Origin of the sequence: Photobacterium satsumensis, assembly GCF_050336935.1 — a bacterium.
Lineage (GTDB): Bacteria > Pseudomonadota > Gammaproteobacteria > Enterobacterales > Vibrionaceae > Photobacterium > Photobacterium satsumensis.
On sequence record NZ_JAKJSK010000006.1, the window covers coordinates 669,819 to 692,353 of the forward strand.

Annotated in this window: 34 protein-coding genes and 1 pseudogene; 25 read left to right on the top strand and 10 right to left on the bottom strand. The window is 43.8% G+C overall.

Annotation, left to right across the window (positions count from 1 at the left end):
* Positions 1-133: 133 nt before the first annotated feature.
* A complete protein-coding gene (locus L4D79_RS03090; protein ID WP_428647218.1) occupies positions 134-424 on the top strand; it encodes a hypothetical protein in 291 nt (96 codons plus the stop codon).
* 62 nt (positions 425-486) lie between these two features.
* Here L4D79_RS03090 and L4D79_RS03095 read toward each other — a convergent pair whose 3' ends face one another.
* The gene (locus L4D79_RS03095; protein ID WP_428647221.1) at positions 487-1,023 is read right to left on the bottom strand and encodes a YceB family lipoprotein; all 537 of its coding nucleotides are present in this window, start codon (positions 1,021-1,023) and stop codon (positions 487-489) included.
* Between the two features lie 503 nt (positions 1,024-1,526).
* Positions 1,527-2,402 carry an RNA polymerase sigma factor RpoS gene (gene rpoS / locus L4D79_RS03100; protein WP_428647224.1) on the bottom strand — a complete coding sequence of 292 codons (876 nt, stop codon included), beginning with the start codon at positions 2,400-2,402 and terminating at the stop codon, positions 1,527-1,529.
* A gap of 351 nt (positions 2,403-2,753) precedes the next feature.
* Here rpoS and L4D79_RS03105 point away from each other — a divergent pair, with 351 nt between their 5' ends.
* A complete protein-coding gene (locus tag L4D79_RS03105; RefSeq protein ID WP_428647226.1) occupies positions 2,754-3,212 on the top strand; it encodes an NUDIX hydrolase in 459 nt (152 codons plus the stop codon).
* A gap of 22 nt (positions 3,213-3,234) precedes the next feature.
* On the opposite strand, the gene L4D79_RS03110 is transcribed toward L4D79_RS03105, so the two are convergent.
* The 3 genes from L4D79_RS03110 to L4D79_RS03120 form a co-directional block, all read right to left on the bottom strand.
* Positions 3,235-3,591 carry a TraR/DksA family transcriptional regulator gene (locus L4D79_RS03110; RefSeq protein ID WP_428647228.1) on the bottom strand — a complete coding sequence of 119 codons (357 nt, stop codon included), beginning with the start codon at positions 3,589-3,591 and terminating at the stop codon, positions 3,235-3,237.
* A 149-nt stretch (positions 3,592-3,740) separates the two neighbouring features.
* Entirely contained in the window at positions 3,741-3,893 is a 153-nt protein-coding gene (locus tag L4D79_RS03115) for a hypothetical protein (protein ID WP_428647231.1), read from the bottom strand.
* A gap of 153 nt (positions 3,894-4,046) precedes the next feature.
* Positions 4,047-4,499: a hypothetical protein gene (locus tag L4D79_RS03120; protein ID WP_428647233.1), complete on the bottom strand. Its 453-nt coding sequence runs from the start codon at positions 4,497-4,499 to the stop codon at positions 4,047-4,049.
* A gap of 491 nt (positions 4,500-4,990) precedes the next feature.
* Here L4D79_RS03120 and L4D79_RS03125 point away from each other — a divergent pair, with 491 nt between their 5' ends.
* A complete protein-coding gene (locus L4D79_RS03125; protein WP_428647236.1) occupies positions 4,991-5,950 on the top strand; it encodes a trypsin-like peptidase domain-containing protein in 960 nt (319 codons plus the stop codon).
* 55 nt (positions 5,951-6,005) lie between these two features.
* On the opposite strand, the pseudogene L4D79_RS03130 reads toward L4D79_RS03125, so the two are convergent.
* Positions 6,006-6,675, bottom strand: a pseudogene (locus L4D79_RS03130) (ISNCY family transposase); the annotation flags it as partial.
* 89 nt (positions 6,676-6,764) lie between these two features.
* A complete protein-coding gene (locus L4D79_RS03135) occupies positions 6,765-7,028 on the bottom strand; it encodes a helix-turn-helix domain-containing protein (RefSeq protein ID WP_428647238.1) in 264 nt (87 codons plus the stop codon).
* A 147-nt stretch (positions 7,029-7,175) separates the two neighbouring features.
* Here L4D79_RS03135 and L4D79_RS03140 point away from each other — a divergent pair, with 147 nt between their 5' ends.
* The 13 genes from L4D79_RS03140 (at position 7,176) to L4D79_RS03200 (ending at position 14,389) form a co-directional block, all read left to right on the top strand.
* Entirely contained in the window at positions 7,176-7,412 is a 237-nt protein-coding gene (locus L4D79_RS03140) for a hypothetical protein (RefSeq protein WP_428647241.1), read from the top strand.
* Entirely contained in the window at positions 7,409-7,690 is a 282-nt protein-coding gene (locus L4D79_RS03145) for a hypothetical protein (protein WP_428647243.1), read from the top strand. The genes L4D79_RS03140 and L4D79_RS03145 overlap by 4 nt, the downstream gene beginning before the upstream one ends.
* Positions 7,687-8,238, top strand: a complete 552-nt coding sequence (locus L4D79_RS03150; RefSeq protein ID WP_428647246.1) for a 3'-5' exonuclease — start codon at positions 7,687-7,689, stop codon at positions 8,236-8,238. The genes L4D79_RS03145 and L4D79_RS03150 overlap by 4 nt, the downstream gene beginning before the upstream one ends.
* Positions 8,231-8,518, top strand: coding sequence for a hypothetical protein (locus L4D79_RS03155; protein WP_428647249.1), 288 nt, complete (start codon positions 8,231-8,233; stop codon positions 8,516-8,518). Before L4D79_RS03150 ends, L4D79_RS03155 begins: the two co-directional genes overlap by 8 nt.
* Complete coding sequence (locus L4D79_RS03160) at positions 8,518-10,200, top strand: rolling circle replication-associated protein (RefSeq protein ID WP_428647252.1); 1,683 nt, start codon at positions 8,518-8,520, stop codon at positions 10,198-10,200. Before L4D79_RS03155 ends, L4D79_RS03160 begins: the two co-directional genes overlap by 1 nt.
* A 13-nt stretch (positions 10,201-10,213) precedes the next feature.
* Complete coding sequence (locus L4D79_RS03165; RefSeq protein WP_428647254.1) at positions 10,214-10,381, top strand: hypothetical protein; 168 nt, start codon at positions 10,214-10,216, stop codon at positions 10,379-10,381.
* Positions 10,374-10,826 (top strand): hypothetical protein, encoded by a 453-nt coding sequence (locus L4D79_RS03170; protein WP_428647256.1) that lies wholly within the window; start codon positions 10,374-10,376, stop codon positions 10,824-10,826. The genes L4D79_RS03165 and L4D79_RS03170 overlap by 8 nt, the downstream gene beginning before the upstream one ends.
* A gap of 24 nt (positions 10,827-10,850) precedes the next feature.
* Positions 10,851-11,333 carry a hypothetical protein gene (locus L4D79_RS03175; protein ID WP_428647259.1) on the top strand — a complete coding sequence of 161 codons (483 nt, stop codon included), beginning with the start codon at positions 10,851-10,853 and terminating at the stop codon, positions 11,331-11,333.
* 59 nt (positions 11,334-11,392) lie between these two features.
* Positions 11,393-11,995 (top strand): ATP-binding protein, encoded by a 603-nt coding sequence (locus L4D79_RS03180; RefSeq protein WP_428651686.1) that lies wholly within the window; start codon positions 11,393-11,395, stop codon positions 11,993-11,995.
* Positions 11,996-12,660: 665 nt separating this feature from the next.
* Positions 12,661-13,494, top strand: coding sequence for a major capsid protein P2 (locus L4D79_RS03185; protein WP_428647262.1), 834 nt, complete (start codon positions 12,661-12,663; stop codon positions 13,492-13,494).
* 9 nt (positions 13,495-13,503) lie between these two features.
* The gene (locus L4D79_RS03190) at positions 13,504-13,779 is read left to right on the top strand and encodes a hypothetical protein (protein ID WP_428647264.1); all 276 of its coding nucleotides are present in this window, start codon (positions 13,504-13,506) and stop codon (positions 13,777-13,779) included.
* Entirely contained in the window at positions 13,779-13,931 is a 153-nt protein-coding gene (locus L4D79_RS03195; RefSeq protein WP_428647267.1) for a hypothetical protein, read from the top strand. Before L4D79_RS03190 ends, L4D79_RS03195 begins: the two co-directional genes overlap by 1 nt.
* The gene (locus L4D79_RS03200; RefSeq protein ID WP_428647270.1) at positions 13,931-14,389 is read left to right on the top strand and encodes a hypothetical protein; all 459 of its coding nucleotides are present in this window, start codon (positions 13,931-13,933) and stop codon (positions 14,387-14,389) included. Before L4D79_RS03195 ends, L4D79_RS03200 begins: the two co-directional genes overlap by 1 nt.
* Here the strand turns inward: L4D79_RS03200 and L4D79_RS03205 are convergent.
* Positions 14,363-14,686 (bottom strand): hypothetical protein, encoded by a 324-nt coding sequence (locus L4D79_RS03205; protein ID WP_428647273.1) that lies wholly within the window; start codon positions 14,684-14,686, stop codon positions 14,363-14,365. The two genes, L4D79_RS03200 and L4D79_RS03205, sit on opposite strands and share 27 nt — an antisense overlap.
* Between L4D79_RS03205 and L4D79_RS03210 the strand changes: the two genes are divergently transcribed.
* The 9 genes from L4D79_RS03210 (at position 14,685) to L4D79_RS03250 (ending at position 21,089) form a co-directional block, all read left to right on the top strand.
* A complete protein-coding gene (locus L4D79_RS03210) occupies positions 14,685-14,903 on the top strand; it encodes a hypothetical protein (RefSeq protein ID WP_428647276.1) in 219 nt (72 codons plus the stop codon). The two genes, L4D79_RS03205 and L4D79_RS03210, sit on opposite strands and share 2 nt — an antisense overlap.
* The gene (locus L4D79_RS03215; protein WP_428647278.1) at positions 14,900-15,286 is read left to right on the top strand and encodes a hypothetical protein; all 387 of its coding nucleotides are present in this window, start codon (positions 14,900-14,902) and stop codon (positions 15,284-15,286) included. The genes L4D79_RS03210 and L4D79_RS03215 overlap by 4 nt, the downstream gene beginning before the upstream one ends.
* A complete protein-coding gene (locus tag L4D79_RS03220) occupies positions 15,270-15,842 on the top strand; it encodes a chemotaxis protein (RefSeq protein ID WP_428647281.1) in 573 nt (190 codons plus the stop codon). The genes L4D79_RS03215 and L4D79_RS03220 overlap by 17 nt, the downstream gene beginning before the upstream one ends.
* Positions 15,839-16,615 (top strand): hypothetical protein, encoded by a 777-nt coding sequence (locus L4D79_RS03225; protein ID WP_428647284.1) that lies wholly within the window; start codon positions 15,839-15,841, stop codon positions 16,613-16,615. The genes L4D79_RS03220 and L4D79_RS03225 overlap by 4 nt, the downstream gene beginning before the upstream one ends.
* The gene (locus L4D79_RS03230; protein ID WP_428647287.1) at positions 16,612-17,784 is read left to right on the top strand and encodes a hypothetical protein; all 1,173 of its coding nucleotides are present in this window, start codon (positions 16,612-16,614) and stop codon (positions 17,782-17,784) included. The genes L4D79_RS03225 and L4D79_RS03230 overlap by 4 nt, the downstream gene beginning before the upstream one ends.
* A gap of 12 nt (positions 17,785-17,796) precedes the next feature.
* Complete coding sequence (locus L4D79_RS03235; protein ID WP_428647290.1) at positions 17,797-18,315, top strand: virion protein; 519 nt, start codon at positions 17,797-17,799, stop codon at positions 18,313-18,315.
* Between the two features lie 94 nt (positions 18,316-18,409).
* The gene (locus tag L4D79_RS03240; protein ID WP_428647293.1) at positions 18,410-18,607 is read left to right on the top strand and encodes a hypothetical protein; all 198 of its coding nucleotides are present in this window, start codon (positions 18,410-18,412) and stop codon (positions 18,605-18,607) included.
* Positions 18,608-18,900: 293 nt separating this feature from the next.
* Entirely contained in the window at positions 18,901-20,181 is a 1,281-nt protein-coding gene (locus L4D79_RS03245; protein ID WP_428647296.1) for an AAA family ATPase, read from the top strand.
* Complete coding sequence (locus L4D79_RS03250; protein WP_428647299.1) at positions 20,181-21,089, top strand: hypothetical protein; 909 nt, start codon at positions 20,181-20,183, stop codon at positions 21,087-21,089. The genes L4D79_RS03245 and L4D79_RS03250 overlap by 1 nt, the downstream gene beginning before the upstream one ends.
* 45 nt (positions 21,090-21,134) lie before the next feature.
* Here L4D79_RS03250 and L4D79_RS03255 read toward each other — a convergent pair whose 3' ends face one another.
* Positions 21,135-21,617: a phage protein gene (locus L4D79_RS03255; protein ID WP_428647301.1), complete on the bottom strand. Its 483-nt coding sequence runs from the start codon at positions 21,615-21,617 to the stop codon at positions 21,135-21,137.
* 557 nt (positions 21,618-22,174) lie between these two features.
* Positions 22,175-22,498 (bottom strand): stress response translation initiation inhibitor YciH, encoded by a 324-nt coding sequence (yciH, locus tag L4D79_RS03260; RefSeq protein WP_428647304.1) that lies wholly within the window; start codon positions 22,496-22,498, stop codon positions 22,175-22,177.
* Between the last annotated feature and the right edge of the window lie 37 nt (positions 22,499-22,535).

Consider the following 22,535-nt stretch of genomic DNA (forward strand, 5'->3'; position numbering starts at 1 on the left):
TATATAAAAAACAATCAGTCTTTTTAATCAAAAAATGTGCTGAAGCAATGTTTAATGCTGATTAAGCTAAAGTTAAGAATCTATTGCTAAAGTAGCCACAAATAACCTTCACTTGTTGGTCAAAATTAAGCGTATGAAAAACCAAAGAAAAATAAGGCCAAACCTTACAAACTATGATGTTATTGAGATACTTCAACAGGAATTGCGAGAAGCTGAAAAGCGAATTGTACAAAGAACCATCATAGCAATGCTAGCTGCATTGTTTGCATTAGGCTTATTCATCTTTGTATTTGTTAGCTCACATGAAGCAACAATTAAGAATTATGCTGCAGAAGCGATGAAGAAGGCGTTCGAAACGGAAAGGGTAATTCATATCATTGATGAGGCGGCTGGAACAAACTTCCTCGAAAAATCTAAGGAATAAAATTTAACCGTTGTTTAGTCGAGAGCATCAATTTAATTGCCAGAGATGCTCTCTGAGCTAAGCTAGATTTGAATAACTAACTCATGGTTTTTGATTAAAAGTTCAGGTCTTGCCGTTTTCAACATTGATTGTTTAAAGTCTTCATCACTCAAACGATATACCGGTCTGGTCAATAAATACTGACCAACCATTTCAATAATGGGCGACAACAGCTGTTTGCTTGGAAGATTAAGTTCGTTTGGCTGTATGTCGATGTCTTCAACATTTAAGTCATTCAAGAAAATAGCACCTTCTTCTTTGTCATAATAGGGAACGGCACTAAAGCTCACTTTTATTTGTAGTTGTTGAGAGCTTTGTCCTTGAATGGAGATCAAGGCTTGTGAATCAGCATCTAGGTTAACTCGGTCATTTGCAACCCTTCCAATGCCTACTTTTACATTTTCAAACTTTATATTTGCATGTGCTAGCCCTTTGATTCCCACTGTTCTTTCAAAGCCGCTTCTATCATCAAGATAGTCTTGTACCTCTTGTTCGGTGACGCTGTAACTGGCGCAAGAAGATAGCAAAAATGATACACATAGGGCATAGAAAATTTTCAAAATGAACGCCTCAGACAATAATAATTATCTTTAAAGATTATCAGAGCTAGAGCGTATCAACGGCTCACATACGAGATCATTAGTTATAAAACTCGTTTACTCAAAAGCAAGTCTCAAATTGCTTTTTATATAGTTTATTCAATCGTTTGTGATACTTTATCCCTTGTTTTACGCTATAACCATTGCGCATTTTCTTTTGTATTTTGACTATTTTGTCATTAATTTTTTCACATTTATCTTTTTTGGTACTGGTTGACGCATGTACCACCTCTATATGAAAAATGAAAATTATGGCAACTAGTGATTTTAGTAGGGGGTGATTTAGCATGTTGAGACTCCTGATAAGACACAGAAGTTAATGTAGTTACAATTAGATACGGTTGGTACGTTTGGCTGGTATGGTTTGAACACCTATCGAAGAATAATGAAATGATGGATATAAAGGTTACATAAAACAAATAAGCCCTCCGGGTGGAGGGCTTATCGATTCATTCACAATTCGTTTATGCCGTTTCAGCAAAAAGTAGCTCAAGGTCGTAATTCTCACGGCTTAATGTATTTTTAAGTTTCTTCAATGAGCTCACTTGTAACTGACGAATACGTTCACGAGTTAGGCCAACTTCATCGGCAACTTGCTGAAGCGTTTGAGCCTCATAACCTAATAGTCCAAATCGGCGACATAAGATCTCTCGGTCCCGCTTATTTAAACTCTCAAGCATGCTAATGGCAAGATTACTGATATCTTGACGGTCAAGTTCTTTTTCTGGCTTTTCGCCTTCACTATCAGCAATAAAAGCAGAGATAGTTTGTGAGCCTGAATCATCAGTGATCTGCTGATCAATTGAAACAACCGGTGCATCGTAAGCAAGGACGCTTGAGATATCTTCGACTGAACGCTCTAGTTTCTCTGCGATATCTTCTTGGCTTGGCTCTTGATTTGTGGTTTTCATCAATTGCTTATGCGTCCGCAGGATAGTGTTAATCTCTTTGGAAACATGTACCGGCAGCCTGATGGTACGAGCTTGATTATGAATTGAGCGCTCAATAGTCTGCTTAATCCACCATGTCGCATAGGTTGAGAACCTAAATCCTCGCTCAGGGTCAAACTTTTCAACAGCAGTAATTAAACCAATATTACCTTCATCAATTAAGTCACTGAGGGACATACCACTGTTACGGTACTTCTTGGCAATACTAACAACTAACCGCAGGTTACTTTCAATCATTGTTGCCTTGGCAAACTTATCTCCACGTAAGCACTTTCTGCTATAGAGAACTTCTTCCTCTTTTGACAACAACGGTTTGTGCGCGATTTCTTGCAGATACAGATGAATAACATCAGCATCAAAACTATTTGAATCTTGTGATTTGATATCCATATCTTACCCCTAACAATGACAACCCAAAACTATGTTATATGTTTGTTTTAATTTGTTACAGAACCACACTATCATGAACGGTATGCATATGCCATTGAGGTATTGTCGGTTTTTATATAAAAGCAAGAATGTGTTGCAAAGTGGTGTTGACAAAGTCCTTTGAATTGACAAATAAATGATAAGTGGATAAAACTTTCGAATGGGATCTATCTATCAGAATATGTGCTCGTTATTGTCTATTTAATCAGTATGTTGTGCACATATGATCGTCACTTCTAGCCCTGTATTCATAAAAAATATCGTAAAAAAAGATAATACAATCATTTCCAATTATTAATAGTGGATCAAGCAATGAAGCTAAAAACCAATCTTGTGTCTGGCGTAGTTTTAACAAAGAAAGATCATCAATTTAAAATGTTACTGCTAAAAAGAGTTGATGAAGGATACTGGTGTCATGTCGCTGGCAAAATTGAGCAAGAAGAGCTCGCATGGCAAGCATTTCTTCGCGAACTCAAGGAAGAAACTCAACTGTCTGCAGAGCAGTTATATAATGCAGATTTTTTGCAGCAGTTCTATTATCCACAAACCGACCAAATCTTCATCGCTACTGGGTTTGTTGTCTTTTGTGAACCTGGAAGAAAAGTGACGTTGAATCACGAACACACTGACTACCGTTGGTGTTCATTAGAAGAAGCATTGAAATTAGTCCCATTTCCTAATCAACGGAAATTTTACGAACATGTTTGGCAGTACTTCATTTCTCAATCACCATCGTCACATTTACGTATTCAGACTAATCATCAGAGTTAGGGGAAGCAGCGAAGATGACTTGTCAATCATCGGTGCAAGTAGAAGTCCAGGGAATGATTTTTAAGCGCTCGAATGGAATAGGATTGCCGGTTTTGTCACTCACTCCATAAGTACCATGCTCCATATGGGATAGGGCTTTCTCTATTTGCAATAGTGTTTCCGTATATTGGTCCACAAGGCCCATCGCTCTGTCAGCTTCTTCCCGGATGTTCGCCGCTTCGGCAACATCGGTAACTGAGCAGTCTTCTTTTTTCGCGATGAGTTGGCTGAGTTTGATGATTTCATCTCTAAGATGCGCTTGTTTCACTAGCAGTTCATCGTGAAGTAATTTGATTTTTGCGTCGTCTAGGTCGGAGTCGGGATGATAGGTAATGGTCATAAGCTTCTCCTCGTTAAGGACACAATGCATAAGTATAGAGTGTTTCACGCTGATACAGAGTATAGCGATCTAGAAGAAGTATAGAATTGTATAGCCTGAAACGAAAAAGGTAGCCGGAGCTACCTTTATAAAATCATGGAGAGCAATAATTATGCTTTCTTTAGATCACGAGCAGGGTAAGTAAGGTCCATGCCATCGACTTTAACATGAACCCAAAAGCCGCCACTGCTTAGGCCAGCAACAACCATCTCACCAAGATCAACACCTTTAGTCGCTACAACACGATCTTCTACTGAAAACATTTATAACACCTTGTTTATTAAGAATTTGATTGGACTTATCTATGGCGTTATTAAAACAGAGTTCTCTGTCTTCAACTAATCGACTTTCTGCATGTGACGATAAAGGTTTTTAATGAGCAGGGGTAGGAGAGGCTTTGCTAGCAGCTATGACCATCAATAATCACTTAAACACATCATAAAAGACTCGTACGCATCATATAGCTTGTCTTCGAGTAGCTCTGCTTCATATTTGTCGTTCAGTATTTCGCTCGTGTCTTTCTCGTTTTCACCAACTAGCAATGGATTATCAATTGTTACATGTATCTTCTCGTCTTCTACATTTGTACTCATCTGTGCTGTAAACCTCTTAACACCTGTACTCAGCGCTACGTCGGAATGAAACGATAATGCCCAAGATTGCGTTTCATCGAATAAATAGATGAACTGATGATCTTTAGAGGGTACAAAGAAGAGCTCTTTCGCACATACCTTAGAAGCTTCATACGCAGTATAAGCATCGCCGATAATCGTTTTTGTAATCGGTGTAAATTGCGAGATGTCCTTACTCGTACCCACACACCCCGAAAGAGTAGAAGCAAGAACAGACGCGATAATGAACTTTTTCATTGTTTACCTTAATAGTAAAACGGGCTTGCAATCTCCCTAAGTGCTTAAAGGACGATACTTCAATAACTTGGTCTGATGCCTGTAAGGTCATGAATAGTAACACTTAAACTTACTGACTTATAACTACCAACTGTAGACGTGGGTTGGTGATCACAGCAAAGATTCTTCTGCTAGAAAAAGCATGAAAACAACAACAGCTATTACGACAACATGGTTGTCACTTTCAGACATTGGATGCGTCCAACTATATTAGTGCTGCTGTGCTGCTGTGCTGCTGTGCTGATTCAGGCTATGAAAGGCTAGGGGACTTATGTGGGAGAACTCAGCAGACGCTAGCACAGCATGGGAAATGAATTCGTAAACTTGTAGCTCGATGATAAAACCGATGTAAATTGATAATAGCCACATTTAATCGTTATTAAACATGATATTATCGCGTCGAAATGCACTTGGTTTTATAGTGCGACTCTCATATATACATGTGGACAATAATGAAAAATAAATCATTCAAATATGGCATTGTCGCAATGTCGGTTGCTCTGATGGCAGGTTGCCAAACAACAGGAAACAGCGCGGATAACCTTTATAATCAATACAGAGCTAAGCCAAATAACAAAGCGTTCGCGATTGGTACAAACAGTGTTGCTGGCGCTGCTTGGGGGGCACCAACAACAACAGAAGCAATGAAGTTAGCAAAGAAAACCTGTGTTGATTCAGGTGGAAATAACTGTAGTGTAACGGAAGTTAATGGAAATCCAATTACAACACAAACGGCGGTTACACCATCATCTACCAACTCAACTGTTAACAATTACAACATCATATCTCAAGGTACTGTATATAAAGCTAACCTAGACAAGAAAGGTTCTGGATTTTTTATTAATCAAGTCAATATCTTGACGACAAGTAAAACCATTGATGGGTGTTCAAAAATCAACTACGAGCGATCGGGTCAGTTACTTGAAGCAACAGTTGTGAGTGTGGACAAAGTAAATAAAATTGCGGTCCTTAAGGCACTCACACCAAATGAATCTTACGCCACAATTAGCCTTAATAAGCAAACTATACAAGGTGATCGTACATACACTTATGGCTACGTTCTTTCCGATGTTGTGAACGCTAAGACACCAACATACCAAGGAAAAATCACTGACGGCATCATTAGTTCCGTGTCAGGAAGTAATAACGATGTTAGATTCATGAAAACAACCAATGCGGTTGATGGAGGTAACGTCGGTGGACCTGTAATTGCTGAAAATGGTGGGGTTATTGGTTTAGTTAAAGATGACGATAAGAAAGAGTCTATTAAGTCTTCGATGTTTACGATCTTCTTGAATGAATCCAATATTGACTATAAAACGAGTTCAGATAAGAAGTCGCTACCGCCGTCAAAGATTGCCGAAAAGAGTAAGCAATTCTCTGTACCGTTGGTTTGCCTGAACGAAGCTTAACAATCAATAGGCCCGCGATACAAATGCGGGCTTTCTTTTCATTTCATACCAAACAGGTTAAGCGTTCAGTGTGGGCATCGCGCTTGCTGACATGGAAGACCGCATGCCGATCACTATAGAATGCTGTGGGTTTACCGTGTTGTTCAAGGTATTCACGGGTCGCCACCATATAATCGAAGGCTGATTCAGTTTCACTGAAGCGCAGGTTCATTAGGCGGCCAGTGGCATCATCAATATAAACCAGCAAGCAGCATTTAGAGCTGCGGCCTTCGAACCAGTCATGGTGGGAGCCGTCAAAGTTCTCCCTGACAATCTCGCCGTTGACGAGGTTGATAAACTCGCGGTTTGCGTTTGGCATGGGGAACCCAAAGACCATCAGCGATCATCCATTGGCGTAGCGTCTCCAATGAAATTGAAATGTCATGATGCTCGGTGAGTTTTTCATAGGCTAACGTTGGACCAAAGTCTGGGTATTTTTGATTGAGCAAACTTAGGCAACGGTAACGAATGCTGTCGTTAATTTTATTCGAAGACGGTTTCCCTCGGCGTTGATGGACAAGGCCAGCGGCACCGAATTCACGAAAACGTGTCACTAAACGTTGTACCTGGCGAACGCTGAGAGAAAGGATACGTGCAGCATCGGAACGATGAATACGATGTTCGCACACATCACGGATAGCGCTCAGGCGTAAAATCTCTTTATCATTATAGGAAAAACAGGACATTTTCACTTTGTAGAAAAGAGACACTTTAGCTTTGTGGCCACAACCTCAGTGCGTATTATGTATAGTGTGGTCAAATGCCTGAAAGGCATTTATGCAGTGCTTTGTTCATCTAACACGTTGATAAGGCGGGGGTTTTCATATATATCTTTTAATAGTCGGTAAACAACTTTTTGATCATCAATTTCAAGTAAATCAGCCACTTGGAATGCAATGTCCCAATCCATGTGAGACTTTCTTTTCATCCAGTTACTTACTCTGGCGGTACTTACTCCCAATTTCTTAGCTAGTTGGTAGTCTGAGCCCAGTTTATACCTAGCTTTCACCATGTTAAGTAATTCAATTGTGTAAGTCATAAGTAGCGCTATTTTTACCTTTTGATTGTTAAATAATAGGCGAACAAAATGTCATTTCCTACCGCAACAGCCTGTTGTCATTAACAAGAAACTGCTAGTAATCTATTCCCACGTTATGCAGAAACTTGCTTATAGGGATACTAGCAAATGGATACTTCAAACTTAACAACTAACAATCCAATACATCGACCCTGTCCAGATATGGCCGGGTGTTCAGACCCAAAACCCGAACTAACAAAAAGATCACTCGCTACCGTTCGTCAATTGCGTGAGAAGTTTGGTTTCAAAACCACCAAGCAACGTGCCAAGGAGCACAGCCAGTACCTCAAGGAATTAGCCATTTATCAATATAACCGTGATTTGATGGCAGGAGGTGCACGATGAATGTTCATAAAGAACTATATAAATTGTTCTATCAAGCCACGCGCATTAGCAGAGCAAAACTTTTAGATAGATATCAAGGGTTTGATTGTCCTCTTGATTATTCGCTGGATGCGATACGAATGGCCTACCGTTATGGACTTGACGGCATTGATATCGATGATTTGTTTAAAGCTCAAGCCGCTGCAGCTACTGTGATGGTTCGTCGTCAAAAGCCAGAGTTTCAGCAGTCGCAAAGATTGCTTGATGCCATTACTAAGCGCAAGGAGGCATTAGCATGAAACCTATTAGCCTAGACAATGCAGTCATTCTGGATACTGAAACGACTGGCCTAAATGACTTTGCCGAAATCGTAGAGATATCGGTAATGGAAGCGAAAACGGGTAAGCCATTGTTGGATACCTTAGTGATGCCTGCACAGCTAGTGCCCGGTGAAGCAATGGCAATCCATGGGATCACTAATCGCATGTTAGTAGGTTCTTCAACATTCCCGGTAATCTACAAACAACTAGCCCAAGAGCTAAAAGGCCGTGATGTTCTGATTTATAACGCTGCCTTTGATGTTCGATTAATTCGCCAGAGCCTCAAACGTTACGGCATTGATTTTCTGCCATTCAAAGCGCAATGCGTGATGGAATGGTATGCCGAGTTTTTTGGGGAGTGGAATGCACACCACGGCAACTTCAAATGGCAAAGCCTGACAAACGCCGCAATTCAGCAAGGTATTGATATTTCGGACTTGAAAGCCCATCGTGCAATGGCCGATTGTGAAATTACACGCAGATTAATACTTGCGGTTAATGAGCAGCTCGGAGGCAACCATGACTAATTTAAACCTTATCCCTAAGCAAGCAACCAAAGCCCCTTCGGGGGCGGCGGTTTCTTCTATGCCATTACACGAAATTACTATTCCATTGGATAAGCCCGTAACCGCCGATTTCATGGCGAAACACGCATTGGTTGAATGGCAGCACTCCATGAAAATGGTGAGGCACCATCAAAGAATGGGTGATAAGGAAGGTTCAGCGTTCTTTCTCAATGATGCCGCTGAGTTTCGCCGTATCTACGTTTCGTTTCGGCGGGCAGTGATAGAAATGGGAGGGCTTTGATGCTCCCCATAAACGATCTCTTGTATGTAGCTGGCGCCGTTCAGCCACATGACAGAACCCAAAAGAATATCGCCAGCCATGAAGCTGGTTTTTTTGGTTCCAATTCTGCCGAGTGGTTAAAAAACGAGCAGCAAAAACTCAATCAATTCGCCCAATTTCACTATGTGAAAACTAAAGGAATTGCCAAGCAAGGCCACGAATTATTCGCCGAACATGCCCGCGAAGCGGCGGCACGAAGTGACGGAGACAATAGGCTTGTCCAAGGGCGCAAAAGTCCGACACACCAGAAAGTGGTTAATATATCCAGCCGTGTGGGCAGGCTTCGCAAGGCACAGCGCCGTGATATCGAACTGGACAGCACCGAGTCCCACTACAACCATGACCGCCTGTATGATCTACCTGATGCGCCTGCGGACAAGCGTTTATCTTCTGTCCGGTTGATGCATCGTGAATGGTCGGGCAGTTTCCGTATTTTGCACCATACCCAAACCCGTCCGGGTGATGCGCCAGATCCACAAAGCGGGGAGCGCTACACCGAAAAACTGACCCAACGTGCAGTAACAAAGATTTTCGAATCGGGTGCCTATGTTGCTGCATGTGAAAGCGGATTTACCACCTTTCTCACTCTGACTTTCACCCCTGAGCAACGGAATGCCATCTTTGGTGGTGACACCACGTTAGGCCGTGAAGTATCCCGCTTTCTGGATGGCATCAAAAAGATGTTCCAGCGTGGCTGGCATGGGATTGATGCTGATGCCGAACCATTCGAACTCGATGGCATTGCCAACCCGTTCCATTACATCTGGGTAGCCGAGTGTCCAGCCAATGAAGATGGTGAACCCAATCCGCACGTTCACCTCATCATGAATTGGAAAGTAGACAAGCAATATTTCCAAGCCTGGTCTGAACGCTTAGAGGGTATTTGGGGTAACGGGTTCGCCCATTTAGAGCGAATCCGCCAACCGAAAGCGGCAGGTTCATACATAATCAAAGCCGTTGGCTATGCCGCTAAAGGTGATAACGCCGACCAAGGGCTAATCAAAGGCAACCGCTATAACATTGCCCGTTGCAGTCGCGCCCCCGGTTGGGATTGCTTGGCAAATTTTGAAGCTCATAACATGGCCGCGATCATAAAAGAATGTGGCTATCGGTTAGAGCATTGGAAAAAGCCATTACAGCGCAGCCTTTACCGTTTGGATAAGCAGAAAGAACGCGCTATTAAGGCCAAAGCTATAGCGAAAAAAGCCCAACGCCCCAAGGCTGCAATCCAAAAATTAACCGCCTTAATTGTTCGGCTTGAAGGCCAACAACAAGCCATCAATAACCAAATCAAAGCCCGTGGCATTCATGCCAGCACTAAGAACCGGTTCTGCTTGTCATTCGAAGGCGAACAGGCCGAAGACAAAGCCTATGATTTTCTGCTTTGGGCAGCAGGTGCCCGAGGATGGTCCATGCTGCCCAAAGATGATGATCTCGATTATCACCAAAACGTTTCCGAAGCCCGAGCGATAGCCCAACGAGAGTACGGCCAACAGTACCAAGGCTTTTTACTCAAACAGGCTTATTGGAAATCTGTCTTGAATGACCCGCTTGCTCCAAACAGGGAAGAACCCACCGAACTCCATGTGTCAGCCGCCAAAGCTGATCTCGAATGGTATCAAAATCAGCAATTAGCTGCGTAAAGGACGCTATCAAATGGAAGAACTGAACCAAATCACAGACCAACTCAAGGGCGAAGTATCCAAGGCGGAGAAAAACCCGTTCGCAGGCAAAATCATGTCACCACTCCGTTTGGTGCTGGTCTGGATGCAAGGCGTAAACAACAAACTTATGGAATTAGAGCAAAGGGGGAAACATGGCTGAATCAATGCCCGCTCGTGCGTCGGCCAACAAGGTCGAAGGGGTTAATCGATGTGAGTGCGGCAACGTCCGCACCATTCACCGGGCAAGGGGGAAACGTTCCAAGTACCTGTATGCGATTTGTGACGACTGCGGAACTAACCAGCAAACCGGAAAATTCTGGCAGTCACGGTTTGAGTTGCATTACCCAACGCTTGAAGCGTTACACCAAGCCGAACAAACCGTGCTAGTAGTGGCATCGAAAACCGAAGACGAGCCAAACGTTGAACCGGAATTAACCGAACTGGATACCGAAATTACACAACCAGTAACCAAAGCTGAACCGCAACCAAGCCAAAGCGAACCCGAACAAGAAGCCCAATCGGATTCGAAGCCTTCCGGTTGGAAATCAGTCATAGCGGGCGTGGTGCTTGGTGCTTTAACTGGCGGGATGATAGCCCGCTTTTAACCAAAACAAACCGAGAGAGTCGATATGGAAACCGAACAACTAGCCGCCAATGATGACGAGCTGAATAGCAATGAAGGAATTCAAGCCCACAACGAGCAAGACGAGAAAGATTTCATCAATAGCTTAGATGAAGACTTTGATCCAGCCGTTGCCGATACCAAAGTGCAGCAACAAGAGATAGAAACCCAAGCCGCTGGAGCGATGGTGTTTGTGGGCTTGATGACGATTGAGCAGACCATGAAAACCATGGTGCACCATAACTTTGAATTTGATCCACAACAAGCTGAAAACGTAGCACAAAAAATAGCACCGCTTATCGTGAAATACGGCGGTAATCCGCCACCTTGGCTAGCTAAGTATATGGATGAAATAATGGCCGTCGCTGCCATTGGGATGCTTGGGCTATCTAGCTATATGCAGGTGCGTAGCCTCAAGATTAAAGATGCTGAACTTGCCAAGAAAGCGAAGCAGGCCGCTAATGATGATCAGCAGCAGGAGGCCGCTTGAAACTACAACCTATCAACCAAAACAACGCGCTGAGTAATCATCATGTCTATGTGGTTGGTATGTCTGGCTGCGGAAAAACCTCCGCAGCCAAAAAGCTGTTTATCAAGCCCACCGATCAAGTCGCCATCTTTGATCCGCTTGGGGATTACGAAGGGCTATTGGCCGGGCGTAAGGTTCGCAGCTATGCCAGCTTGAAAGCCTTTGCCGCCGCCTTGATTGCCGGACGTAAAACCAACCAAGGCTTTAAGATCGCGTATTACCCAAACCACGAAACCACCGAGGAGGATTTCGACAAGTTTTGCATGGTCGTTTGGGGCATGGGCAACGGCAAGCAAAAAAAACCATTAAAGGTGATTTGCGAAGAAGTGGCCGAGCATACCAGCACCGCGGGCAAAGCGACGGGATACCATGGCAAAATCTTGAGGCTAGGGCGCAAGTTTGGTCTTCACTCCATCAACATGTTCCAGCGTGGGCAGGAGGTATCGAAAACCATCATTGATAACTGCCAATTCGCGTGTGTGATGATGCAAAAGGCAGATGATAGCGCGCGGTATTTGCAGCAGAAGACGGGGATACTGGCGATTGAGATTACCAAGCTTAAGAAGCTTGAGTATGTTTTGCAGGACGGGAAGGCGTGGAGAAAAGGGAAAATACAGTGGTAAATTGTCAATATAAAACAGTTAGATTTCTGCGGAAATTTAGGTTTGCTTCTCATTTGCGAAATGAGTAATGTTGCATAATGAATGGGCTTTTTGGAAAACAAAATCATTCAGAGTAAGAGAGCTGATCATATGACACCATATAGAAACTTGAATGGAAACTCTAACGTTGAGTCTTACGAAATTACTGCTGACTCAATAACAGTTAAGTTTATGTCAGGCAGGTGGAGACACTATTTATATTCCAACCAAAAGCCGGGAGCGGGGGTTGTTGAACAAATGAAATCTCTTGCTCAGCAAGGTCATGGGCTAAATTCATACATTTCTAGAGTCGTAAGAGTCAATTTTGAACGTAAATGGTAAACACATAAACTTTTCAAATATATGTACTAAGTTTGCCCTAATTATAAGTTTTGCAAAACAAGTCACACTATTCAAAGCCCGCTAACCTATAGCCTTAGCGGGCTTTTTTGTGCTTGCCTTAAAACCAAATCGCTTGCTTTCCTGTTGGGGAACTTTTGTTAACCAACAGAGAGCAAACATCATGAGTGCAAAAACTAAGGGCTATGTGATCACTGGCGTGATCGCGTTAATGGTAGCTGGCGCGGTTGTCTGGGCATCGAACAACGTTGATGCCGTTGAAGACGCGATCGGTTAAGGGGAGCATTATGGAATTAGTGCAAACCCCATTCGCGCCACGTCCCAAAGAACTAGACCCGGTTGAGGGTGTAGGTTGGGGCAACCGTGCGTCACTGCGTCTGGTCTCGGGCCCAACGTATCACAGCATTGAACTGGTAACGGATATTACTGATCCCACCGACATTGAACGTGTTGAAGTGTCGCTGAATGGTTCGGCCAAAATCAATGTAACAGGCGAAACGCTGGTTAAGCTGCAAGCCCACCGCAAGAACTACGCCCAAGACGGGCGCTATGTCATTTCCTTTGGTGATGCCACGCTGCGCACCAAAATTGGTGTACGCCAAACTGATCTTGTCACCTTGGCAGGGGAAATCTGGTTTGTGTATATCACCCTCAAGTCAAAATCTGCCGGAACCACAGCGCCTAGTATCCGCGCTCGTGCACATGTACTGCCAGCACAATCGGTACGTTACTACATGCCACGTATCTATGAGCTGACTTGGTTTGCTTCGGCAACAGGCCGCACGCCGTTTGATTTTTCCGAACGCAGTCCGGCACTGAACCTCAAGCGCATTCACTTCCTCGATAACTCAATTGATCGCGTTCGCGTACTGCGTGACAGCTTCGAAGAAATGAACGTCACCAAAGATGACAACGCGTATGACTTGGCGCAGGCCAAGAAAGAGCAAAACCCTGAGTGGTTCAGCCTCGATTTCATCCGTTACGGCTTTGGTGCTGATGGCATGTTGAATACTGCCGCCCGCAGCCAACTCGCGTTTGAACTGGATAAGTCAAAAGTGGGTAGCGTACCGGTGATCATTGAAGCCGTTGAACAGGTGAACGCATTGCCAACCAAGGGCTAAGGAGGCGCAATGAGTCTACTTGATTCTGTAGGTGAAACACTGGGGGGGATCTGGGATACCGCCAGCGATGGTGGCGAAGCCTGGTTAAATTCTTGGTTCGATAATGAGGCTAATAAAGTGGTCTCGGCAGCACCGGAAGAAAACCGCACGCCGCAACGCCAAGAGCCAGCGCAACAGCCAACAGGCCAGCCGATTTATACCATGGCGCCAAGCAATACTTCCATGATGTTGATGGGTGGCAGTATTGCGTTGTTGGCCTTGGTCATTCTGCTTAGGGGGAAATAATGCCTTTTCTATTTTGGCCGCTACTGGCGGGCACGGTTGGATATGTCACGGGCATGTTTACCAGCGAAAAAATCGGGCGAACGGTACGCATTCTGGCGGCAGTGGTCATGGCGCTGTGGCTCTATGACATTGTGATGGGGAAAAAGGCGTAATGAAGTTTCGACTAATCCGGCCATCCGCCCCGGACTTTCTCAACCAACTTGACCAAATCAAACCTGCGTATGCCGCTTCGGATAATCCCGAGGCTGAATTTGCTGACGTCAAAGCATCGGTTTGTGCCAAGGAAGCCAGCTATTACATGCTGACAGGCAAAGGCGTGAGGTTATGGTTCATTGGACAGGTTCAGGACGGCAACTATCACATTATTGCGATGACTGGAGCCGGGTTAGTCGAGGCAGCAAGCCACATCATAGACCGGGTATCTTCCTGCGGCTATGAGGTGATCACCTATCACACCTACCGCAAAGGGATGCGGCGGATTTTGGGCAAGTTCGGATTTGAGCAAGTTGAACAGCTAAGGGCATTCAACAGCACAACGGAAACTGTCCACCAATTAATAATTGAGGGAGGCAGCAATGGGCGGCTATTCAAAGGCAAGCAGTGCCAATAGGAAGTTACCAACACCAAAGCCTGCAAATAAAGTCAGTAAGCCAAATACCACAACGTCTAAACCCGAAGCCAGTGGCGCGGTCAGTCGTCCGAATCGCTTACGTCGTTCAAGGAAACAACCGAGCCGCGTTACTGCTCGACCTACACGGCCAACCACAGGCAAAGGCGGGCGTTCATCGGGTAAGTCAGGCATGAGCGGTGGTGCAAGTTCAGCGAAAAATGCACAAGGCAATTTAGCAAAGCGTGAAGGTGTGTCAGAGCTGAAAACAACCAGCGTATCAAAACGGAGGTAAGACATGTTTGGTGCAATGACTTCGTTAACGGGTGGCGGTGGTTTGCAAGGTGGTTCGGCAGGGCCATCCACCGCTACCAGTACCACGACCAACAGCAATTCAACCAGCACTGAATCAGGCTTCAAAGGCGGTTCAATCAACATGGGGAGTAACAACGGCATTCCAACGTGGGCACTTCTACTGGCAGGCGTTGCCGTGTTTTACATCATGGTGAAGAAATGAACCTTGAAGCGTGTGAATGGAGCGAAGCATTCCCCAAGCTAGCTCCGGCATTGGGGGATTACGCCAGCGAAGCTATACGCGAAGTACAGGCAGGGCGTGAAGCCGTGTACCGAATAGGCGATTCATTCGCTTTGCTTCGGGTTGAGCAATATCCCAGTGGTGATTTGGAGCTTGTCGTTGTTGGGCTTGCTGGGGAGCTAAAAGCCGGGACGCTGGCAACGTTTGAATATGGTCGACAGTTGGGGTGTCGTTATATCCGGTGCCATACCCAGCGGCCTGCACAGTTGCGGTTCTTTCGCATGATGGGTTTGCCCGTGTTCGATGACGGCAAAGACGAAGACGGATTTTTGATGATTAAGGCAGATTATGGGCGGGAAGAGTAAGAGTAGTAACACCACCACGACCACCACCCATACCACGACGAACACCAATAACGTCAGTGGTTCGGCAGCGGCCAGTGGTGATAACAATGGTTTGATGTTATCAGGCGTCAATGATTCCAACATCAACGTCAGAATGACTGACCACGGCGCAATGCAACGGGCATCCGATTTATCGGAGCTGGCATTACTCAGCAATGCTGATGTGACAGAAGAAGCGCTTTGGAGCATGGCTGATGTGACGGAATCAGCATTGGCCATGGGTGAGCATTCAGTCAGTGAAGCCATGGATTTTGGTCGGGATGCCATGGCATTCAATGCCGAGGTGAGCAATCACGCGATTGATGAAGTTAGTCAGGCACACCACGGAAACCTGCAAATGTTAGCGGGATTGGCCGGCAACCAAGCCGCCCAGAATAGTGAGAGCTTGGCAGCACTCAAAGATTTGGCCGGGATGCAATCCGATGGCGGACAAGTGGCTACTAGCCGACAGATGACCATTGTTGTCGGTTTGGTAATGGCATTCATGGCGATCATGATGTTTGGGGGTAAACGATGAATTTCTATCAAACCATGCAGCCGCGCCAGCGTTCGCAATTCCATGCTGTCGGTGAGTTTCTCTATGTCGAATCGTGTCCCGAGACCGTGAATATCACCACTGAGCGGGGTGATTACCGGCTCGAAACAGGAGCGCAAATTCTCGACCCGGAATTAACCGGACGTATTACCGTCGAGAACATGGGTGAAGCGGGCGAGGTCAGCATCATTTGTGGCTACGGCCAATACATTCCGCCGACAGATGGGCAAGAAGTCGCTGTAACCAAAATGCCAACAGTGACCCTGTCACCCAATCAGCAAGTCAATATCGGACAGTTACCACGGGTGGCGTTAGTCGATGGGCAAGCAGTCGTGGTATCGCAATTACCCAAGATTCAACTTGAGCCAAATCAGTCAGTGACCGTGTCACATCTCCCGGCTGTGTCGTTGTCTGAAGGGCAACAAGTCGCTGTAACAGAATTGCCAAGGGTGAAATTCGAAAGCGGGCAAGCGGTTCGCGTTTACGCCACCACGCCGATGCTCACTAAACCCGTTGGTGGTGAGAACATGGCGGTAAGTGTATTGAGCATTACCGAAGGCATAGCCGAGCTAACGGCCAATACGTCACGCTGTCACGTTTTGCTAAAAGCCAGTTTAACCAACACCGATACCATTATGCTCGGTGCTGGCTGGACCCTCGCAGCTGGCGAACAACTCAAACTTGAAACCACCGCAGCCTTGAGCTTTTCAGGCATCGACGGTGACACAATCCAAATTATCGAGGTCATACGATGACAGACAAAACAGTGCGAGAGCGTTTACCTGTAGGTAATCCGCGAAACAAGGTGGAGTTCTTAGCCGATGAATTACAGCAAGGCGCTGATAGGTTGGCTGCATTGGAAAAGCTGCTTGGTGGTGAACCCATTGTGAACCTCATTCATAACGGTGATTTTCTTGCCCCAACGGTTTACCCGGCATTCAACACTACCGCTATGTTTGCGCCTAAAGCGAATGCGTTTGATAGTTCGGCATTCAACGAGGCGGCGTCTAATGCTGCCATGTTTCCGGCTGGCTGGGGCGGTGAAGCGGTTGGTTATGACAACAGCTACAGCTCCTCATTCGGGGTACGTGTTGATCACCGCGGAGCTAATGTATTCAATCGTGACTATGTGACGGTCGGTGAACCTGAAGGCGTGAAAGCTGCCATGGTCTTTCATGGTTTCGCATACCAAGCCGTTGCATTAGCTCACTTTACCCCTCAACGAAAAACCACCATTGATATGAAATACGGTGTGCGCAATGAATACGTCACGGTAGCTGCATCGGTTCGCTTTGGCAGTCATTGTAAATGGGGCTTAGTCGAGTTGAACCCATCTACGGGTGACATTGAAGATGTCGTATTTTGTGAATCCTTCAATGGATATGAAGCGAATCATTTCATCTTACGTAAAGACGGGTTGCTCCTTAATAGCAACAAAAGTTATGCCTTAGCGTTTTATGACGTCCAGCAAGATTACGGTAATGGTGCTGACGGTTTGGTGATTGGCTGGGCTGCTGCTTTTTTCAATGATGAGCAAAATCCCGAGATACTGCCGACAGTGTGGCCCTCTAGTCATAACGATGAATTTCATGTGTTGGATACGGTAAGCCAAACAGAATTACAAGCGGGTTATTCTACGAACACTGATCGTTTTACGGGGTTAACAGACAATCGTTCCAATCATGCCACGCTCCGAGTTTGTTGGCTTGATACGTGGGACAACACCTACAAAGGCGCAACCAATGCAGTGAGTGAAATCATCGACGGAAACCAAACCACAATGACCATGGTTGATGCATCTGAAAGTTTGACGTATGCACTTTGCGCCAAGCTGACATCGTACCCGCAAAAAGTAGGGTTCTTTAACCCTGACGGTACATGCGCATTCGATACCTTGGTTGATTACCAATCACCATACGCATAGTGGACACCGCTTATGAAATGGCTAATAGCACTTGCCATGGTGCTGTTATGGCTTAACAGCCGCAAAGGGCTGGTTATTTCAGATAACCAGCCACGCCAACCCACCAATAACACAGGGATGACCGAAGACATGACAACCGGAAAACCACGCGGGATTCGCAACAACAATCCGCTGAATATCGAGTACAACAAGCACAACAACTGGCGCGGCCAAGTGTCCAGCGATGGCCGATTTGTGATTTTCGAAGAGGATAAATGGGGCTTCCGTGCTGCTGCTCGTATCTTGCGTAGCTACCAAAAACGCGGGATCACTACCATCAACGAGATTATCCATACGTTTGCGCCAAGCCATGAAAACGACAGTGATCATTACGCCAATATGGTGGCGACTTGGACGGGTTACGACAAGTACCAGGCATTGGATGCGACCAACGATAACACAGCTGCCGTACTCATTCAGGCCATGGCCCGGATGGAAGTCGGCCGCCAGTATCCAATCAATGACGTAATGAAAGGAGTCACATTGGCATGATGACAAAGAAAAGCGTTACCTCTGTAACTCTCAGCGTTGCAGGCATGGTTATCGGCGCGTACACACTCAAATTTCTTCGTAAAAAAGGATGGTTATGATTGATTTGAAACAGTCCAGTACCAAGACTGGCTTGATGTTACTTGGCAGTGCTGCCGTTGGTTTGCTAACAGGCAATAGCGAATTAGTTACCGTGACAGTCGGTGAGTCCGGGGCGCAATTGGGCGGCACAATTCCTGTGATTGCCGCGATGTTTATTGGCTTGTTCGACACGGTTCGCCGGGAAAAAGGCTAGGGGGCTTGTGTGGGAGAGTTGATCAAATTGTTCAGTGAATTGGGGGTAACACCTCCTACTTTGATCATATGTTATTTACTCTTTAGATCGGTCAAAGCACATGAATTAGTGTTAAATGAATTGAAGAAGGTTTTATCTGAACATGAAAAGCGAATCATGAAACTTGAGTTAGAAAAAAACTTCAGGATGTGATCTAGCTTATGTATACAAAAGAAGTCACTGCTGTTTGCTCGATCATACATTAATATGTACTATACAGATAAAGTTTAAACACAGGTTGAAAAGTTAAATTGTTGTTAATCGAACGAGTTAAGATTATAGGTTTTAAATCTCCAACAGCCATACTCGATGCTAAGTTATCGGGCTCTAATGTATCCATAATATTTGGAGAAAATGGTTGCGGAAAGACAACATTTTTAAAAATCTTACATTCTATTCTCGCGCAAGAAGAAAATATTTTAATTCAAAATAACATTGAAACAGTTTTCATTGAATATAGTTATAATAATTCACAAGAAATAGTAAGAGTTTCTAGAAGTGATTTTGAAAATCAAGACAATGAATATGATTGGTCAGAGTTTTTAGACTCAAAACTTGCAAGCACGAAGTCCTTATCTCTTGGCGTAAATCGTGGTGTTGATAGTACCACGACAAAAATTCAACCTAGATATATATTTGAGTTCTTTCGTAATCCAAGGCGAAGAGCATATTTAAACAATCAGATACCAGTTAGTGACTTTGTTAGTGAGTTATCTAAGTTTCTTATTAATATACAATCTAAGCATAGCCGTATTGAATATGAACTAGAGTTCGAAAAACAGCATTTAGATATTCAAAACATTCACGTTGAAAATATTGAACAGCTAATGGTTGAAAAATACCGTTTGGCTCGTTATATGGCCACGCAAAGAATACAAAGCGCACTATTTGATACATTATCGATGGTGATAGATATTGATAATGAGCCACAGTCTAATAATGTTAATATACCTGATGATTTTGAAGCACTTTTGATCGAAAACTCTGAAAGAATGATTGAAGCTCTGGATGATGGTGACGATAATCAATTTAAAATTACTGTTATAGAGATTTTATCCAACCTAAATTCTGATGAAGACATTGAAAAGATAAGAGCAAATTCGATACTATGCAAACTTTTCTTAAATATGATGGATGAGTTGAAAATTGAAAAGTTAATATTGAATTCAGTCAATAAATTGGTTGATACATTTAATAAGTACCTAATAAATCATAAAGAGCTAATAGTAAATGAGCATGAAGTTTACATTAAAGTTGGCATTGACAACCATGGTTTAAATGAATTATCAAGTGGCGAGAGGCATATTCTAACATTTTTATCACTAATCCTTTTTGAAGGTAGTAATAGAGATGTTGTGATTATTGACGAACCTGAAATTTCATTAAACATGAAGTGGCAACGAGAGTTAATCTCTTTAATTCAGTCATTAATACCTAAAACTCAAATCATTGTAGCTTCGCATAGCCCTGCGATTGTAAACAATGATATTCATTATCTTTGCTCTTTAGACACAGACTTTGCAGGTAACTTGTAGTGCGTTTTACTATCAATGAAATTTTAGCTGAAGCTATTATGAATAGTACGCCTGCAGTTATTGTTGAAGGTGTAGATGATATTGAGGTGTATGATGTAATAAAGAATGATGTAAACTCTAGCTTTAACGTTATAGCTGTCGAAAATATAGATGATTATGTTGAAGGGTGTCAAGGTGTTAAGGACGCAATGGATGATGTTAATTCATTAGTAAACACCTCAGCTTTTAATTATAGGAATTATATAGTTGGAATTATTGATAAAGATGTTTGCGATTTTAGAAATGAAGTTCCAAATAATGACTTCATTTTTCATCTTAAATATTACTCTATTGAAAGTTACTTCTGTACTAATGAAATAGTAGGTGAAATTTTAAAGCTATCAACTAGAACCACTGAAAATTTAATAAGTGATGATACTAAAGATGTTGTTTTCAATAGTGTAGCTGAAAGGTTGAAGGTGCTATATTTACTCTCTTTAGAGGCTTTAAAAGGAGCTGTGGATAGTAATTATGAATCATTAGTAAAGTATTCATTCCCAATAGGGAGGTTTATTAAAAATAATGATGTCATCACTGGTGTTAATAGTAAAGAAGAAGAGTTGTTATTATTCGCACAACAGCTAGGTTTATCAAATGAACTTTCTTCTATGAAAAGGTTCGTACGGGGAAAATGGCTCATATTCTTATATTGCTTTGAGCTAGAAAATGCTTTAAAAAATATAAGTGGAAACTGTCATGAACACGGAGTAGAAACTTGCCAATACTGTGCAGTTGAAGCATTTGATAAGTGTTTATACCGGTTGAAAGATGGTTTTACTCATAAGACTATTAGAAATAGTGTTTACAATTTCACAGATAAAATTGACTTTAGTGATGTTAAAAACCGACTGCAGGAAATGGTCGCATAATAATTTGAGCCCGCAAACGCGGGCTTTTTTACGCCTGAACAAAGGCTAGGGAGCTGATGCTTGTTTCTTGGCATCCGCTTTTTCCTTCGCTCTGCGGTAGGCTTTCTTTTTGTCTTTGGTGATCGTTTCTTCCCGAGGCTGCTTTAGACGACGGCCGCCACGGAACGGCAATGGTGTCACCACATTGGTTCGCACGGGGACATAGTCCAATTCATACATCCGGCTTAACGCATGGTAGCGATCATAACGAATGGCCCAAGAGTCCAATTCCTTTGGGCTGAATTGGCGACCCTCGGGGGTAATGATGATGCAGCGGTCTTCATCAACCCGGAAACCTTGCCAGCGGGTATCATCGGGAAGATAGCCACGGGCACGGATCAACAGGAGTTTTTCGGCCATCGGGTTAACGTCGATTTTACCCGTAAGCCATCGTTTGACAGTAATTGGCCGGACGTGGAACCACGCGGAAGCCTCAGCGATGTTTTCAAAGTGACGCCAGAACAGCTTGACGAAGGATTCATGTAGCATGATGTGCCTCGCAAAATTTATCGTTTATAAAAGTTATTTCCGATTAATCAAACGCTGGTTGATAGAGCACGCCGATAAAACCTAGCCAACAAGATAAACCGGACGAGACCGAACGTTTGTGGGCATAGGACGTTATCGAAAGATGAAGAAGATAAAAAGCAGCAGGTGTTGATTTAATTAACTGTTTCCAAAGCATTTTGAGACTCCTTAAAGTGAAGTTTCCAAGCTGACACAAACGTCCTAATCGAATGTTAAAAAAAGACACCTCAGTACGTATTATGTATATTATGTTAAATGGGGTATATAACTAACAATATCACTTTCCTGGCTTATCTCTACTCCAACCCACTCTTTACGCAGTTACTTTTATTTTGCCATGCGATTACAGTGTCACTTCGCACCATTTAACAGTAATGCTTATTTACCATAAAGTAGATAATTTGCATATTAGCAAAATGCCTTGCGCAAGATGCGTGTGTCAGTTTGCTATAGTGAAAATTATCCAATAAAAAGCCCCAAGCAATACTCAGGGCTTTTTGTTGCGAATGGCTACGCTATCAACCGCCAGCCAGTTTCACTGTGTGGCCTTTTTTCTCAAGCGCAGCTTTGATTACGTCACGCTTGTCGCCTTGGATTTCGATGTTGCCATCTTTAACCGAGCCACCGCAGCCGCATACTTTTTTAAGCTCAGCGGCAAGCAGCTTCAGTTGTGAGTCTTCAAGGTCTAGGCCCGTAACAATACAAACACCTTTACCTTTACGGCCTTTTGTCTGGCGCTGAATACGAACAATGCCATCGCCCGTTGGACGTTGTTGAGTTGGCTTGTCTTCTTTAATACGGCCAGTTTCTGTTGAAAATACCAAGCGGCTGTTGTCGTTCATGGGATTATCTCGTTAAATTTCTTGGATCTGTGAACCA